This is a genomic window from Stenotrophomonas sp. ATs4 (assembly GCF_051861585.1).
GTDB classification, from domain to species: Bacteria; Pseudomonadota; Gammaproteobacteria; order Xanthomonadales; family Xanthomonadaceae; genus Stenotrophomonas; species Stenotrophomonas maltophilia_AS.
Genome location: NZ_JBLYPK010000006.1, coordinates 126,458 through 142,136 on the forward strand (window position 1 = coordinate 126,458; position 15,679 = coordinate 142,136).

The following is a 15,679-nucleotide window of genomic DNA, read 5'->3' on the forward strand; positions in this document are numbered from 1 at the left end:
GACCCAGCGAACGGCACGGCACGACACGGCCCTGATCCATTAGGCTTGAGCCTCCAGCGGGAGTCCGGGAAGACGATGAACGACAACGGCAGCAGTCCCAGCAAGCGCGCCGGCAAGGCGGTGACGGTGACCGACATCGCGCGTGCCATCGGCGTGTCACGGGCAACCGTGTCGCTGGTGCTGCGTGGCAGCCCGCTGGTCAACGTCGATACCCGCGCCAAGGTCGAGGCCGAACTGCGCCGCCAGCGTTACGTCTACAACCGCGCCGCGGCCAACCTGCGCCGACGTACCTCGTCGAGCATCGCGCTGGTGATCAACGATCTGTCCAACCCGTTCTTCGCCGAATTCGCCTCCGGTGTGGACGAGGCGCTGGGCGGACGCGGCTACGTGACGTTGCTTGGCAGCACTGGCGAATCGCCGGAGCGCCAGCAGGCGGTGCTGTCCACGCTGATGGAGCACACCCCGGCCGGCCTGATCCTGTCACCCGCCGAAGGCAGCGATACCGCGCAGCTGCGACAGGCGCTGGGTGCCAATGCCAACGTGCTGCTGTTCAATCGCGAGCTGGACGGTGCCGATTGGGACTTCCTGACCCTGGACAACCAGCATGGCGCCTATCTGGCCACGCGCCACCTGATCGAGCGCGGCCATCGCCAGATCGCTTTCTTCGGTGGCCATGCAGCATCCAGCTCCTGCCACCAGCGCCGCGCGGGTTTCCAGCAGGCACTGGCCGAAGCGGGTCTTGCGCTGCCACCGGGCTGGATGATCGAGTCGGCGCCGAACCGCCTGGAAGCTGCCGCGCGCACCGATGAGTTGTTTGCCGATGGCCATCGCCCCAGTGCGGCGGTCTGCTACAACGACACCGTCGCGCTGGGCCTGATGCTGGGCTTGAATTCGCGTGGCATCCGTCCGGGCGGTGACTTTGCCGTTACCGGTTTCGATGATATTTCCGAGGCGTCGGTCGCGGTGCCGCCGTTGACCACGCTCACCGCCGACCCGCGCGAGCGTGGCCGGCAAGCTGCCGCGCTGCTGCTGCAACGACTGGACGAACCGGATGCGCCGCCACGGCGCACGGTCGCGCCGGTGCAGCTGCGCATCCGCGAAAGCAGTGCCGCACGACCGAACTGATTCCTTCAACATACCCCTTCCACGCAACAACGACCTTCTGCGCATCGAGGCGCGTACCGCATGCCGATCTCCGCAACGCCCCGTCCATCGGGTTCTTCGGGCAACGCACCCGCCGTCACCAACGGCAAGGCGCTGGCCGTGGTCACCACGATCTTCTTCATGTGGGGCTTCCTGACCTGCCTCAATGACATCCTGATCCCGCACCTGAAGGCGGTGTTCGAGCTGAACTACGCCAAGGCGATGCTGGTGCAGTTCACCTTCTTCGGTACCTATTTCCTGATGTCGCTGCCGGCAGGTCGCCTGGTTGCCGCGCTGGGTTACAAGAAGGGCATCGTCGCTGGTCTGGTGATCGCCGGCATCGGTGCACTGGGCTTCTGGCCGGCGGCCGAGCTGCGCGAGTACGGCGCGTTCCTGGGGGCGTTGTTCGTGCTGGCCACCGGCATCACCGTGCTGCAGGTGGCTGCCAACCCCTATGTGGCGCTGCTGGGTCCGGAACAGACCAGTTCCAGCCGTCTGACCCTGGCGCAGGCACTGAACTCGCTGGGTACGGCCATCGCACCGATCTTCGGCGGCATGCTGATCCTGTCCAACACGGTCAAGAGTGCTGATGAACTGAACGCGCTGCCGGCTGCAGAACAGTTGGCCTACCGCGCCGCCGAGGCGCAGGCCGTGCAGGGCCCGTACGTGGGCCTGGCAGTGGCGCTGGTGCTGCTGGCGCTGTTCGTGTTCCTGTTCCGCCTGCCGGCGCTGAGCGATGCCACCGAACAGGCCGACCAGGGCCATCAGCACAGCTACCTGGACGCGCTGCGCAAGCGCCACCTGCTGCTGGGCGTACTGGGCATCTTCTTCTACGTCGGCGCGGAAGTGTCGATCGGCAGCTTCCTGGTCAACTACCTGTCGATGCCGAGCATCGGCGGCTTCAGCGAGCAGCAGGCCACCCATTACGTGTCGGCCTATTGGACGATGGCGATGATCGGCCGCTTCGCCGGTTCGGCGCTGCTGGCGCGCTTCTCGCCCAGCCGCCTGCTGGCAATCTTCGCGCTGGTCAACGTGGCGCTGCTGGCCACGACCATGCTGACCTCCGGCAGCATCGCGCTGTATTCGGTGGTAGCAATCGGCCTGTTCAACTCGATCATGTTCCCGACCATCTTCGCGCTCAGCATCGAGCGCCTGGGCCCGCTGACCAACAAGGGTTCCAGCCTGCTGATCATGGCCATCGTCGGCGGCGCCGTGGTGCCGTACCTGCAGGGCATGCTGGCCGACCACATCGGTGTGCAGGCCAGCTTCATCCTGCCGTTGCTGTGCTACGGCTACATCATTTTCTACGGACTGGTCGGCGCGCGTACGCCGGCTTCCGCAACGCAGGGAGGCTGAGTCCGGAATGGGTGCCATTGTCTGCTTCGGCGAAATTTTGATCGATCTACTAGCGCAGCCACCGGCCTCGGCCGACACCCCGCGCGCGTTCCTGCAGTACGCCGGTGGTGCACCGGCCAACGTCGCGGTGGCTGCCGCGCGGCTGGGCGCGAAGACCCAGTTCGTTGGCATGCTGGGCCGGGACATGTTCGGCGACTTCCTGGCTGACAGCCTGGTCGAGCATGGCGTCGGCACCGATTACATCGTGCGTACCGACGCGGCCAAGACCGCATTGGCCTTCGTCGCACTCGATGCCAATGGCGAACGCAGCTTCAGCTTCTACCGCCCACCGGCGGCTGATCTGCTGTTCCGTGACAGCGACTTCCAGGCAGCGTGCCTGGATCGCGCACAGTGCTTCCATGTCTGCTCCAACAGCCTGACCGAGCCGGCCATCGCCGAGGCGACCTTCGCCGGCATGGATCGCGCCCGCGCTGCCGGTGCAGTGGTCAGCCTCGATCTCAACCTGCGTCCGGCCTTGTGGCCGTCCAACGAGGATCCGACGCCGTGGCTGTGGCAGGCGCTGGAGCGCGCCGACCTGGTCAAGCTGTCACGCGAAGAGCTGGACTATCTGGCAGCGCCACTCGGCGATGACGGCGAAGCGCAGGTGCTGCGTCGCCTGTTGGCCGCGCAGGCACGCTGGGTCATCGTCACCGACGGTGCGGCCACGCTTCACTGGTACACCCGCGACAACCACGGCACGTTGACCAGCTTCCGCGTGGCCGCAGTCGACACCACCGCAGCCGGCGATGCCTTCGTCGGTGGCGTGCTGGTCGCCCTGCTGGAGCGGGGCGGGGCCGGTGCAGGTTTCGCTGCGTTCTGCCAGGACCCGGAAGCGATCACCGCCACGCTGCGCTTCGGCGCCGCGGTGGGCGCGCTGGCGGTTACCCGCAAGGGCGCGTTCGCTGCGATGCCCTCGCTTGATGAAGTGCAGCAGCTGCTGCAGGCACAGGACATTACTGCATGAGCACCTCGCCCGATTTCCGTTCGCCCGCGTTCCTGCGCGCGCATATCGCCGATACGATGGCGTTCTACCACCCGCGCTGCATCGATCCGAATGGCGGTTTCTTCCACTACTTCCGTGATGACGGCAGCATCTACGATGCCAGCCACCGCCACCTGGTCAGCAGCACCCGCTTCGTCTTCAACTATGCGATGGCCTACCGCGAGTTCGGCAACGCCGAGTATCGCGATGCGGTCGAGCACGGCGTGCGCTACCTGCGCGAGGTGCACCGCAACCCGGCCACCGGCGGCTATGCCTGGACCCTGCGCGACGGCAGGGTCGAGGACGACATGAACCACTGCTACGGCGTGGCCTTCGTGCTGCTGGCCTACAGCTGCGCGCTGAAGGCCGGTGTCGAGCCGGCCCGCGAGTGGATGGACGAGACCTGGCAGCTGCTGGAAGCGCGCTTCTGGGAGCCGCAGCACGGCCTGTACAAGGACGAAGCCGATGGCCAGTGGAACTTCACCGGCTACCGCGGCCAGAACGCCAACATGCACATGTGCGAGGCGATGCTGGCCGCGTTCGAGGCCAGTGGCGAGCAGCGCTATGTCGAGCGCGCGTTGCAGCTGGCTGACAACATGACCCGTCGCCAGGCCGCCAAGGCCGGTGGCCTGGTCTGGGAGCATTACGATTCCAGCTGGGAAATCGACTGGGACTACAACCTGGACGACCCCAAGCACCTGTTCCGCCCGTGGGGCTTCCAGCCGGGCCATCAGACCGAATGGGCCAAACTGTTGCTGATCCTGGATCGCCACGTGCGGGCGGACTGGCTGGTGCCGACCGCGCAGCACCTGTTCGATGTGGCCGTCGCGCGCAGCTGGGACGACGCGCGAGGCGGCCTGTATTACGGCTTTGCGCCGGAATCGCGCCGGCAGCCGGGCATGGACGATGCGCCGATCGGTGGTGACAGCTTCGTCTGCGACGACGACAAGTACTTCTGGGTGCAGGCCGAAACGCTGGCCACTGCAGCACTGATGGCCAAGCGTACCGGCGATGACCGCTACTGGCAGTGGTACGAACGCATCTGGGCGTATTCGTGGGAACACTTCGTCGATCACCAGTACGGCGCCTGGTTCCGCATCCTCGATGCCGACAACCGCAAGTACAGCGACGAGAAGAGCCCGGCCGGCAAGGTGGATTACCACACCATGGGTGCGTGCTACGAAGTGTTGAACGTCGTGCGCTGAAGATCGTTCGAATGCAGTAGTGCCAGGCCATGCCTGGCAATCCGAATTCGGTAGCGCCGGGCCACGCCGCGCCGCGCCGCGGTTAAGGCGCCGGGATGATGAACGCATCGCCATGCGCGCGAAGCCGACCGCAAGCAGTGGACACCCGCTTAGGCCTTCAACACAAAACAGGAGCATCAGGTGCATCGCATTTCCCTCGTTGTCCGTTTGCTCCTGCTGCTGATCGCGGCCTCTGCCTTCCCGGCAACTGCAGCGCCTTTGCAGGCGCAATGGGAATTCCGCATGCTGCCTGGCGATTCCCAGGGCGCGGCCCATCCGGGCCTGCAGCAATGGCGTGCGGCGAAGGTGCCGGGCAGCGTGCACACCGACCTGCTGGCGCATGCACTGATCCGCGACCCGTATGTCGGTGCGCCCGAGGCCGAGCTGCAGTGGATCGGCCTGGCGGCCTGGGAATACCGCGCCCGCTTCGACGTGGATGCGGCGACGCTGGCCAAGCCCAATGCCGAACTGCGCTTCGATGGGCTGGATACCTATGCCGAGGTCAGCCTCAACGGCAAGCCGCTGCTGCGCGCAGACAATGCGCACCGTACCTGGCGTGCGCGGGTGGAAGGGCGTCTGCGCGCGAACGGCAACGAACTGCAGATCGTGTTCCGCTCGCCCATCCGCACCCTGCTGCCGGGCGTGCAGGCGATGCCGCACAAGATCGCCAGCAACTATCCTTCGCCCTATGGGGATGAGCCCAAAGACGCGATGGTCGGCAACTTCGCGCGCAAACCGGCCTACCACTTCGGTTGGGACTGGGGCCCGCGCTATGTCACCGCCGGCGTCTGGCGCGGGGTCGACCTGCAGGCCTGGGATGCTCACCGTCTGACCGATCTGGCCGTGCGCACCGATGCGTTGGATGCCAATCAGGCAAAGCTGGCGGTGCTGCTGCAGGTGGAGCAGGGCGCGGCGGCCGGCTCGGCCGTGGTGAACGTGGACGTGCGCGATCCGCAGGGCCGCAGCGTGGCCCAGGTGCAGCGCACGGTGCTGCTGAAGCCCGGCCAGAACGCCGTCGAACTGCCGGTCGAGCTGGCCAAGCCACAGCGCTGGTGGCCGGTGGGCCATGGCGCGCAGGACCGCTATACCGTGCAGGCCCGTCTGGATGATGGCGCCGATGCAGCGCTGGCGCGCGAGCAGCGCGTCGGTCTGCGCACGGTTGAACTACGCCGCGAGGAAGACGGCAAGGGCGGGCAGGGCTTCGCCTTCGTCATCAATGGCGTGGAGATCTTCGCCAAGGGCGCCAACGTCATTCCGTTCGATGCCTTCCCGGCACGCGTCGATGCCGCACGCCTGCGCCAGGTGCTGACCGCCGCACGCGACGCCAACATGAACATGCTGCGCAACTGGGGCGGCGGCTATTACGAGGACGATGCGTTCTTCGACATTGCCGACGAGTTGGGCCTGCTGGTCTGGCAGGACTTCATGTTCGGTGGTGGCATGCAGCCGGGCTACGATCCGGCCTTCCGTGCCAGCGTGGTGGCCGAGGCGCGCGACAACGTGCGCCGCCTGCGCCATCACCCCAGCATCGTGCTGTGGTGTGGCAACAACGAGGAAGAGACCGCCTGGAAGGACTGGGGCCACGGCCGCGACCTGAAGGCGGCCGATCCGGCGTTTGCGGCGAAGGTGTGGCAGGGCTATGTCGACCTGTTCGGCAACGACCTGCGCCAGGTGGTGGGCGAGGAGGGGTTGGGCGTGCCGTACTGGTCCAGTTCGCCCAGTAACGATCTGGACGAGAAAGCCAACGACTCCACCCGCGGCGACAAGCATTACTGGCAGGTCTGGGGCAATCCGGCGCTGCCGGTGCAGGCCTACATGCGCGAGACGCCGCGCTTCATGTCAGAGTACGGGCTGCAGGCGTGGCCATCCGTGGCGACGGTGGACCAGATCGCCACCCGTGCCGAGCAGCGTATCGACAGCCCGGTGATCCGTGCGCACCAGAAGTTCATGGCCGGCGAGGGCAACAGCCGCCTGCTGCACTACATCGAGCTGGGTTACGGCACGCCGAAGGACTTCGAGGACTTCGTTTACCTCAGCCAGGTGATTCAGGCCGATGGCATCGCGCTGGCCGCGCTGCATCATCGTGCCTCGCGGCCGTACACGATGGGTTCGCTGTACTGGCAGCTCAACGACGTCTGGCCGGGTGCTTCATGGTCCAGCGTGGACTACTTCGGTCGCTGGAAGGCGTTGCACTTCGCGGCCCGGCGCTTCTTTGCGCCGGTGACGGTGGCCGCGCTGCGCGACGAAGGCAGCACACGGGTGCGGCTGCTCAACGACGGTGCCGCGCTGGATGCACGCTGGCGGTTGCAGGTGCTGGACGTGGACGGCAAGGTGCTGCGCCGTCGCGAGCAAGCGGTGACGTTGAAGGCAGAGGGTGTCACCTCGATCGGTGATTTCCGCGATGCCGAGCTGCTGGCCGGTGCCGACCCGAAGCGCACCGTGGCGGTGTTCGAGCTGCTGCAGGATGGCAAGGTCAGTGCGCGGCAGGTGGTCGGTTTCGTCGAGGCCAAGGACCAGGTGTTGCCGCGTCAAAAGCTGAAGGCCACGCTGTCCATCGAAGGCGACCACTATCGTCTGCGCCTGGAAAGCGCAGCTTATGCGCGTGCGGCGTGGATCGATTTCGGCGCGCTGGATGTGCAGGTCGAAGACAACCTGCTGGACCTGCTGCCCGGCGAAATCCGCGATATCGCCGTGCGTGGACCGGTGGATCTCGCAACGCTGCGCGAAGCGTTGAAGGTAAAGACCCTCAACGATCGTTGAGGGCGGCACATCCCGCATTGGTAGGTGCCAACCTTGGTTGGCACACCCCGAACATGCCAACCAAGGTCGGCATCTACCAGACGCGGAGCCGGGCAGGTGCGGACCGTTGGTCCGCACACTTCGATCGTTGAGGGCGGCACATCCTGTTTTGGTAGGTGCCAACCTTGGTTGGCACACCCCGAACATGCCAACCAAGGTTGGCATTCACCAGACGCGGAGCCGGGCAGGTCCGCGCCGTTGGGGTGGGTGCGGACCGTTGGTCCGCACACCTTTTTACAGCTGGATCTGCTGGAAGTTCTCGACCCGATCGTGGCCGTTGGCGGCCTGCCCGGTACGCGGCAGCGGGTAATCATCCAGACGGTCGATCAGACGGGTCTGCAGGCCTGCTTCGCGAGCGGCGTCCAGTTCTTCCACCACATCCGACAGGAACAGGATCTCGCCAGCCGGCACGCCGATGGCCTGCACGATACGGCGGTAGCTGTCGGCCTCGCGCTTGCCACCCACTTCGGTGTCGAACCAGCCGGACACCAGCGGGCTGAGGTCACCGGCGTCGCTGAAGCCGAAGAACAGCTTCTGCGCCGGCACCGAGCCGGAGGAGTACACGTACAGCGGCAGGCCCGAGGCATGCCAGCCCTTCAGCACCGGCGCCACTTCCGGGTAGAAGTGCGCGGTGTAGTCGCCGCGACGGTAGCCTTCGTCCCAGATCAGGCCCTGCAGCGCCTTCAGTGCGGTGTGCTTGCGGTCCTGGTCGATCCAGCCCTGCAGCGTCTCGGCCACCAGGCTGTCCTGGCAGGCGCCGCCGATCTCGGTGGCCACCGCATCCAGCCAGCGGCGTACTTCCGGCTGCTGGCCATGTTCGGCGACGAACGCGGGCAATGCCTCGCGGGCATAGGGGAACAGCACGTTCTTGACGAACGAGATGCTGCTGGTGGTGCCTTCGATATCGGTCAGGATGACGCGGGGCTGCATGGCTCAGGACGCCTGGGTAGGTACGTAACGGGGGAATTTCTGCGCGATGTCGGTGCCGGTGAAGTGACCGACCCAGCCATCCGGCTCGGTGAAGAAGCGGATCGCCACGAAGCTGGGCTCATCGCCCATGTCGAACCAGTGGGTGGTGCCATCGGGCACGGCGATCAGGTCGTCCTTCACGCATTCGATCTCGTAGACCTTGTCGGCCACGTGCAGGGTGAACAGGCCGGAGCCTGCGACGAAGAAGCGCACCTCGTCTTCCTTGTGGAAGTGTTCGTCGAGGAACTTCTTCCGCAGCTCGGCACGGTTCGGATTGTCCGGCGCGATCGAGGCCACGTCCACGCTCTTGAAGCCGCGTTCGGCGACCAGGCGGTCGATGTCGGCGCGGTAGGCAGCGAACACTTCATCCTGGCTGGCGCCCGGCGCGACCGGCGCGGTGGCCTGCCAGCGTTCGAAGGTGACGCCGATCTTCTGCAGTTCGGCAGCGATGATCGCGCCGTCCTGGCTGTCCAGCAGCGGCGATTCGGGGTGGGTGTCGTCGTAGATGCGCAGTCGGCTCATGGCGGCAGCTTGAACGTCTCGGGGGGAAGACAGGGTAGCAGGGTGGGGGTGGGGTGCAGATTCCGGATCGGCATCTGCACCTGCGCCCAGGCTCAGCCGCGCAGCTTGCGCAGTTCCAGCTCGCAATGCAGCAGGAATTCGAAGGCTTCCATGTGACGGCGGGCTTCGGCCATGTCACGGCCCCAGGCATACAGGCCATGGCCGTCGATCAGATAGCCCCACAGGGTTTGCGTGTCGAGCAGGTCATCGACCTGCTTCGAAAGCACGTTCATGTCCTGGGTGTTGGCGAACACCGGTATGTCGATGGCCATTTCATGGGTGCTGTTGCCGGCGAAGGCCTTCAGCAGCTCGTAGCCTTCGACCCGGATGTGGCCCTGCTGCGCGTACAGGCGCGAGGCGATGGTCTGCACCGGTGAATGCGTGTGCAGCACACATCCGATTTCCGGGAAGCGGCGGTACAGCTGGGTGTGCAGCAAAGTTTCGGCGGACGGGCGCAGCGGGCGACCGACGGCCAGGCCGTCGAAGTCCACCACCATGATGTCGTCCTCGATCAGTCGGCCCTTGTCCTTGCCGGAGACGGTGATCGCCGCGTGGCGGTCGTCCAGGCGGTGGGAGAAGTTGCTGCTGGTGGCCGGGGTCCAGCCGGCCTGGGCCAGTTCGCGGACGTTGTCGATCAGCAGCTGGGCCAGTTCGCTCAGGCGCGCGGTGTCGTACGGGAAGGTGGGGGCGTTCATGCGGGTGATTTTACTGGATTCGGCCAACGGCTGAGCCCCTCGTGGCTGGGCGGTGGTTGGTTGGTCACGGAAAGCGGTTCATGGAGGTGGCGGGGCGGGTGGGCCGTCCAGGGGACGCTGCAAGTACGTCCCTGTAAGCTCGATGGCGCCATCCATGGCGCCAACGCCCCTGCACGGCCCACCCGCCCCGCCTCTGACAGGTTCCGGCGTGCGGCCAGCCACGGAGTGAAGAAGGAAAAGCGGAAAGCGGGTCGCGGCGCTGCGCTTGCTCGGAGCGGAGCATGGCTCCGCTCTACGGCAGATTCGTCCCGATACATTCGTTTCCGGGAACGCTTCATCCACGCATGGCGTGGATCTACTGGACGTGCCTGGAGACTGTCGGAGGTGGGGCGGGTTGGGTTCGCGGGGGTGTCCGCGGCATGGGCCCGAGGCATGCCTCGGGCGGGTTGGGCAGGAGGCCCAACCCCGGTCTTGCCGTGTGCGCAGGACAGCGCACGCGAGCAAGCCGCGGCCAAGCCCCCAGGGACGGGTTAACGGCGTCCCCCGCGAACCCAACCCGCCCCGCCAAACCCTCAACCCAGCTGTTGCCGTTGCTCCGGCTTCAAAGGCGGGTGCAGGGCCGCAGGCCCTGCAATGCAAAACCCCTTACTTCCCCCGCAGGCGGCTGTGCCGGAACCCATAGCAGAAATAGATCACGAAGCCGACGAACGTCCACACACCCATCAGCATCCAGTTGTGCATCGTCATCGCCGACAACAGCGCCAGGCAACTCAGCACGCCCAAGGTGCAGATCAGCCACGCCATCGGCATGCGGAACGGGCGCGGCAGGTCCGGCTGGGTGCGGCGCAGGATCAGCACGCCAGCACATACCGCCGCGAACGCGATCAGCGTGCCCATCGAGGTCAGCTCGCCCAGGATGTCCAGCGGGAACAGCGCCGCCAGCAGCGCGATGCCGATGCCGGTGATCACGGTGTTGATGTGCGGTGTGCGGTACTTCGGGTGGATCTTGGTGAACACCGGCGGCAGCAGGCCGTCGCGACCCATGATCATGAAGATGCGCGGCTGGCCGATGATCATCACCAGCACCACCGAGGACAAGCCGACCAGTGCGCCGACCTCGACCACCCAGCGCAGCCAGCCCAGCTGCGGATGCGCCGCCACCGCAGTCACCACCGGCTCGTCGGTGCCCAGCAGCTGGTAGGGCACCAGGCCGGTCATCACCGCGGCCATCGCGATGTACAGCACCGTGCAGATCACCAGCGACAGCATCATGCCGAACGGCATGTCGCGCTGCGGATTCTTCGATTCCTGCGCCGCCACCGACACCGCCTCGAAGCCGATGTAGGCGAAGAACACCATCGCCGCACCGCGCAGCACGCCTTCCATGCCGTACTTGCCGGGGCCTTCGTTGGCCGGGATGAACGGGGTCCAGTTGCTGGTGTCCACGTACTTCCAGCCGACCACGATGACCAGCACGATCAGGCCGGTCTTGAGCACGACCATCGCCATGTTCATCGCCGAGGACTTGCTGATGCCGACGTAGCACAGCCAGGTCAGCAGCAGTACCAGGGCGGCGGCCGGCAGGTTGGCGATCGCGCCGGTCGGGCGCAGCTGTGCGTCCAGCGGGGCGCTGACCAGTGCCGAAGGTAGATGGATGTCGAACTGGCTGAGCAGGCTGAGGAAGTAGCCGGTCCAGCTGACCGCGACCGCCGAGGCGGAGACGCCGTATTCGAGCACCAGCATCCAGCCGATGAACCAGGCCGAGAGCTCGCCGAACGTGGCGTAGGTATAGGTGTAGGCGCTGCCGGAGACCGGCACCATCGAGGCGAACTCGGCATAGGCCAGCGCGCAGAAGGCGCAGCAGATGGCGGCCAGCACGAACGACAGCATGATGGCCGGGCCGGCATGATTGGCGGCGGCCTGGCCGGTGATGACGAAGATGCCGCCGCCGATCACCGCGCCGATACCGAGGGCGGTCAGGCCCCAGGGGCCGAGGTGGCGGCGCAGGCTCAGGCCGTTGGCGTCTTCATGGGCGGCATGCGGGTGCTTGGTGGCCCACAGTTGCTTGAACATGTGTGGTGGTCTTGTCGAAGCGCGCCGCAAGGGGCGCGCAGGGAAAACGGACGGGCCGGCGCGAGGCCGGCCCGTAGGCGGATCAGGGCGACTTGGCCAGCTTGCTGTTGCGGATGCCGTAGCCCAGGTAGATCAGCAGGCCGAGCAGGGTCCAGCCAACGAACAGGTGCCAGTGCACCACGAACGCCTGCCAGAACAGGAACAGGCAGGTGGCCGCACCCAGCGGGCAGATGATCCACACGGCCGGCACACGGAACGGACGGTGCAGTTCCGGGCGGCTGTAGCGCAGCACCAGGACGCCGATGCAGACCGTGGCGAAGGCCAGCAGAGTGCCCATCGAAACCAGTTCACCCAGCACGTTCAGCGGCACCATGCCGGCCAGTGCGGCGGCGATCACGCCGACCACGATGGTGGCGACGTACGGTGTACGGAAGCGCGCGTGGACCTTGCCGAAGAACTTCGGCAGCAGGCCGTCGCGGGAAATGGTGTAGGCGATGCGGGTCTGGCCCATCATCATCACCAGCACCACCGAGGACAGGCCGGCGATGGCGCCGATCTCGACCAGCGTCTTCAGCCAGGCCAGGGTCGGGTAGGGCTCCAGTGCGGTAGCCACCGGCTTGTCGGTGCCCAGCAGGTGGTACGGCATCATGCCGGTCAGCACCGCGCAGACGATGATGTAGACGATGGTGCACACCGCCAGCGAACCGAGCAGGCCGATCGGCATGTTGCGCTGCGGGTCCTTGGTTTCACCGGCAGCCGTGGAGACCGCATCGAAGCCGATGTAGGCGAAGAACACGATGGTGGCCGCGCGGAACACGCCGCTCCAGCCGAATTCGCCCGACACGCCGGTGTTTTCCGGGATGAACGGCTGCCAGTTGGCGGGATCGATGTGCGCTGCGCCGATGCCGATGAACAGGCAGATGACGGTGACCTTGATCGCCACGATGATGGCGTTGACGAACGCCGACTGGGTCACGCCCACGTACAGCAGGCCGGAGACCGCTGCCACGATCAACACTGCCGGCAGGTTGAACAGCTTGCCGGAGGCGATGAACTCGCTGCCGGTCCAGGCGATCGGGGCCGCGCTGAGCGCATCCGGGAACGGCATGTGCAGGGTAGTGGTGATGAAGCTGATCAGGTACGCCGACCAGCCCACCGCGACCGAGGCCGAGGCGAACAGGTACTCCAGCACCAGGCACCAGCCGATGAACCAGGCCATGCCCTCGCCGAGGGTGGCGTAGGAATAGGAGTAGGCGCTGCCGGAGACCGGCATCATTGCCGCGAACTCGGCATAGCACAGGCCCGCCAGTGCGCAGGCGAAGCCGGCGATCACGAACGACAGCATGACGGCGGGGCCGGCGTGGTTGGCTGCGGCCTGGCCGGTCAACACGAAGATGCCTGCGCCGATCACCGCACCCACGCCAAGCAGGATCAGGTGTTTAGCCGTGAGGGTCCGTTTCAACGTGGCTTCGCCATCCAGGCTGCCTTCGATGGGTTCGCCGGCATCGACGTGCCCGGCCGGTTCGACCGGCTTGACCCTCAACAGAGCTTTCAGCATGCAGTACTTCCTAGTGATCGGATTGGGTGGTCCGCTGATACGTTGCCAGCGGCCTGGAATGGTGAAGGTCGTGCGAACGGCCCGCTGTACCTTAGCCAAAGCTGAAGCCAACGCACAAGCGCAATCGCAACAATGAACGGCGATAATGAGCAGTATTTTTCCAAACACCGCCCATTCATGAGCCAGACCGCCGAAACCCTTGCCGTGCTTGACGATCGCCTGCGTGGTCTGCTGCGGGATTACGCCCGCCGTGAGCCTTCCCACGACGCACTGGCTGCCGAATTCGGCACATTGCTGGACGATCCGGAAGATCCGTTCCGGCGCGAACGGCTGGCTGGCCACTTCACCGCCAGCTGCTGGCTGGTCAGCGCCGATGGCCAACGCCTGCTGCTGACCCACCACCGCAAGCTGCAGCGCTGGCTGCAGCTGGGCGGCCACGCCGACGGCGACCGCGACCTGGCCCGGGTGGCGCTGAAGGAGGCCGAAGAGGAGTCGGGCCTGAGCGGGCTGGTGCTGGAAGACCCGGCCATCTTCGATCTGGACAAGCATTGGATTCCGGAGCGCAAGGATGTGCCGGGGCACTGGCACTACGACGTGCGTTTCGTGATCCGGGCGCTGGGTGGCGAGGCCTTCGTGCTCAGCGAGGAATCGCTGGACCTGGCCTGGCGGCCGGTGACCGAGGTCGCGGCCGATCCGGAATCGGACGAATCGATGCAACGCATGGCGCGCCGGTGGTTGGCACGTTGAAAAACGCATCCACGCATGGCGTGGATCTACTGGCATTGCGGCCATCTGGACATTGCGTCATCTACGCGCGGCATGGATCTACCGGGCGCGCGATCTCCTGGTAGATCCACGCCATGCGTGGATGGCGTGGTGCCCTTTTATCAGTACAGAATGCGCGTGCGCAGCGTGCCCGCAATCGCGGCCAGCTCGTCGCGCACGGCGGCGGCCTGTGCCTCGCTGGCGGTGATGTCGATCACCACGTAGCCCACCTTCGGGTCGGTGCGCAGGAACTGGCCGTCGATGTTGACGTTGTGGCGCGAGAAGATCTCGTTGACCTTTGACAGCACGCCCGGCACGTTCTGATGGATGTGCAGCAGGCGCAGGCTGTCGGCGTGCTCGGGCAGGGTCACTTCCGGGAAGTTGACCGCTGACAGGGTGCTGCCGTTGTCGCTGTAGCGCACCAGCTTGGCCGCCACTTCGATGCCGATGTTGTCCTGTGCCTCCAGCGTGCTGCCGCCCACGTGCGGGGTGAGGATGACGTTGTCGTGGCGGGTCAGCGGCGATTCGAAGATATCGCCATTGCCCTTCGGTTCGACCGGGAACACGTCCAGCGCCGCACCGCCGATGTGACCGCTGGCCAATGCGGCGTCCAGCGCGTCGATGTCGACCACGGTGCCGCGCGCGGCGTTGATCAGGTGCGCACCGCTGCGCATCTTCGCCAGCTCTGTAGCGCCGATCATCCATTGCGTGGACGGCGTCTCCGGCACGTGCAGGGTGACGATGTCGGCGCGTGCCAGCAGGTCATCCAGGCTGGCCGCCGCGCGCGCATTGCCCAGCGACAGCTTGGTTTCCACGTCGTGGAAGATCACCTGCATGCCCAGCGATTCGGCCAGTACGCCCACCTGGGTGCCGATATGGCCGTAGCCGATGATGCCCAGCACCTTGCCGCGCACCTCATGGCTGCCGTTGGCCGACTTCGACCAGCCGCCGCGATGGCACTCGGCATTCTTCTGCGGGATGCCGCGGGTCAGCATGATCGCCTCGGCGATCACCAGCTCGGCCACGCTGCGGGTGTTGGAGTAGGGAGCGTTGAACACCGGGATGCCGGCCAGCTCGGCCGCATCCAGGTCGACCTGGTTGGTGCCGATGCAGAAGCAGCCCACCGCCATCAGCCGCTTGGCCTCGGCCAGCACCTCGGCGCTGAGCTGGGTGCGCGAACGGATGCCGACAATGTGCGCCTCGGCGATGCGCGCCTTCAGTTCGTCCTCGGGCAGTGCCTTGGTATGGGCTTCGATCTGGCTGTAGCCGGCGGCGCTGAATACCTCCACGGCGGTCTGGCTGACCCCCTCCAGCAACAGCACGCGGATATCCTGCTTCGGGAACGAGGTCTTCTTCGGCGACATGGGGCAACACGGCCAGTGGGACAGGGGCTGACCACTATGCCAGATCGAAGCGCCCATGGTGCAGTGCGCAATTGGTTGCATCCGTAGCTATCTGCAGCGCTGTGGGGCTGGACGCTGGCGCGTGCCGCTGG

Annotated in this window: 12 protein-coding genes; 6 read left to right on the forward strand and 6 right to left on the reverse strand. The window is 66.1% G+C overall.

Annotation, left to right across the window (positions count from 1 at the left end; all coding sequences use genetic code 11):
* Nucleotides 1–75 precede the first annotated feature (75 nt).
* The 5 genes from ABR323_RS12350 (at nt 76) to ABR323_RS12370 (ending at nt 7,524) form a co-directional block, all read left to right on the forward strand.
* Entirely contained in the window at nt 76–1,125 is a 1,050-nt protein-coding gene (locus ABR323_RS12350; RefSeq protein ID WP_135273436.1) for a LacI family DNA-binding transcriptional regulator, read from the forward strand.
* Between the two features lie 60 nt (nt 1,126–1,185).
* Nucleotides 1,186–2,499, forward strand: coding sequence for an L-fucose:H+ symporter permease (gene fucP / locus ABR323_RS12355; RefSeq protein ID WP_135273437.1), 1,314 nt, complete (start codon nt 1,186–1,188; stop codon nt 2,497–2,499).
* A gap of 7 nt (nt 2,500–2,506) precedes the next feature.
* A complete protein-coding gene (locus ABR323_RS12360) occupies nt 2,507–3,502 on the forward strand; it encodes a carbohydrate kinase family protein (protein WP_439449533.1) in 996 nt (331 codons plus the stop codon).
* The gene (locus ABR323_RS12365; RefSeq protein WP_439449534.1) at nt 3,499–4,725 is read left to right on the forward strand and encodes an AGE family epimerase/isomerase; all 1,227 of its coding nucleotides are present in this window, start codon (nt 3,499–3,501) and stop codon (nt 4,723–4,725) included. The genes ABR323_RS12360 and ABR323_RS12365 overlap by 4 nt, the downstream gene beginning before the upstream one ends.
* A 180-nt stretch (nt 4,726–4,905) precedes the next feature.
* A complete protein-coding gene (locus ABR323_RS12370) occupies nt 4,906–7,524 on the forward strand; it encodes a beta-mannosidase (RefSeq protein ID WP_439449535.1) in 2,619 nt (872 codons plus the stop codon).
* Nucleotides 7,525–7,797: 273 nt separating this feature from the next.
* Here the strand turns inward: ABR323_RS12370 and mtnC are convergent, their stop codons facing one another.
* The 5 genes from mtnC to ABR323_RS12395 form a co-directional block, all read right to left on the reverse strand.
* Nucleotides 7,798–8,493 carry an acireductone synthase gene (gene mtnC, locus ABR323_RS12375; RefSeq protein ID WP_439449536.1) on the reverse strand — a complete coding sequence of 232 codons (696 nt, stop codon included), beginning with the start codon at nt 8,491–8,493 and terminating at the stop codon, nt 7,798–7,800.
* Nucleotides 8,494–8,496: 3 nt separating this feature from the next.
* Nucleotides 8,497–9,054 carry a 1,2-dihydroxy-3-keto-5-methylthiopentene dioxygenase gene (locus ABR323_RS12380; protein ID WP_439449537.1) on the reverse strand — a complete coding sequence of 186 codons (558 nt, stop codon included), beginning with the start codon at nt 9,052–9,054 and terminating at the stop codon, nt 8,497–8,499.
* A 92-nt stretch (nt 9,055–9,146) separates the two neighbouring features.
* Nucleotides 9,147–9,788, reverse strand: coding sequence for a methylthioribulose 1-phosphate dehydratase (locus ABR323_RS12385; RefSeq protein WP_135273443.1), 642 nt, complete (start codon nt 9,786–9,788; stop codon nt 9,147–9,149).
* A gap of 645 nt (nt 9,789–10,433) precedes the next feature.
* On the reverse strand, nt 10,434–11,861 hold the full coding sequence (locus ABR323_RS12390) for an amino acid permease (RefSeq protein WP_439449538.1): 1,428 nt from the start codon (nt 11,859–11,861) through the stop codon (nt 10,434–10,436).
* An 82-nt stretch (nt 11,862–11,943) separates the two neighbouring features.
* The gene (locus ABR323_RS12395) at nt 11,944–13,419 is read right to left on the reverse strand and encodes an amino acid permease (RefSeq protein ID WP_439449539.1); all 1,476 of its coding nucleotides are present in this window, start codon (nt 13,417–13,419) and stop codon (nt 11,944–11,946) included.
* A 132-nt stretch (nt 13,420–13,551) separates the two neighbouring features.
* Between ABR323_RS12395 and ABR323_RS12400 the strand changes: the two genes are divergently transcribed.
* Nucleotides 13,552–14,166 carry an NUDIX hydrolase gene (locus ABR323_RS12400; RefSeq protein WP_439449540.1) on the forward strand — a complete coding sequence of 205 codons (615 nt, stop codon included), beginning with the start codon at nt 13,552–13,554 and terminating at the stop codon, nt 14,164–14,166.
* Between the two features lie 140 nt (nt 14,167–14,306).
* On the opposite strand, the gene serA is transcribed toward ABR323_RS12400, so the two are convergent.
* The gene (gene serA, locus ABR323_RS12405) at nt 14,307–15,548 is read right to left on the reverse strand and encodes a phosphoglycerate dehydrogenase (protein WP_439449541.1); all 1,242 of its coding nucleotides are present in this window, start codon (nt 15,546–15,548) and stop codon (nt 14,307–14,309) included.
* Nucleotides 15,549–15,679: the final 131 nt, after the last annotated feature.

Coding starts and splice junctions, on each gene's coding strand:
- ABR323_RS12350 (WP_135273436.1), top strand. CDS start 76: ATGAACGACAACGGCAGCAGTCCCAGCAAGCGCGCCGGCAAGGCGGTG.
- fucP (WP_135273437.1), top strand. CDS start 1,186: ATGCCGATCTCCGCAACGCCCCGTCCATCGGGTTCTTCGGGCAACGCA.
- ABR323_RS12360 (WP_439449533.1), top strand. CDS start 2,507: ATGGGTGCCATTGTCTGCTTCGGCGAAATTTTGATCGATCTACTAGCG.
- ABR323_RS12365 (WP_439449534.1), top strand. CDS start 3,499: ATGAGCACCTCGCCCGATTTCCGTTCGCCCGCGTTCCTGCGCGCGCAT.
- mtnC (WP_439449536.1), bottom strand. CDS start 8,493: ATGCAGCCCCGCGTCATCCTGACCGATATCGAAGGCACCACCAGCAGC.
- ABR323_RS12380 (WP_439449537.1), bottom strand. CDS start 9,054: ATGAGCCGACTGCGCATCTACGACGACACCCACCCCGAATCGCCGCTG.
- ABR323_RS12385 (WP_135273443.1), bottom strand. CDS start 9,788: ATGAACGCCCCCACCTTCCCGTACGACACCGCGCGCCTGAGCGAACTG.
- ABR323_RS12390 (WP_439449538.1), bottom strand. CDS start 11,861: ATGTTCAAGCAACTGTGGGCCACCAAGCACCCGCATGCCGCCCATGAA.
- ABR323_RS12395 (WP_439449539.1), bottom strand. CDS start 13,419: ATGCTGAAAGCTCTGTTGAGGGTCAAGCCGGTCGAACCGGCCGGGCAC.
- ABR323_RS12400 (WP_439449540.1), top strand. CDS start 13,552: ATGAACGGCGATAATGAGCAGTATTTTTCCAAACACCGCCCATTCATG.
- serA (WP_439449541.1), bottom strand. CDS start 15,548: ATGTCGCCGAAGAAGACCTCGTTCCCGAAGCAGGATATCCGCGTGCTG.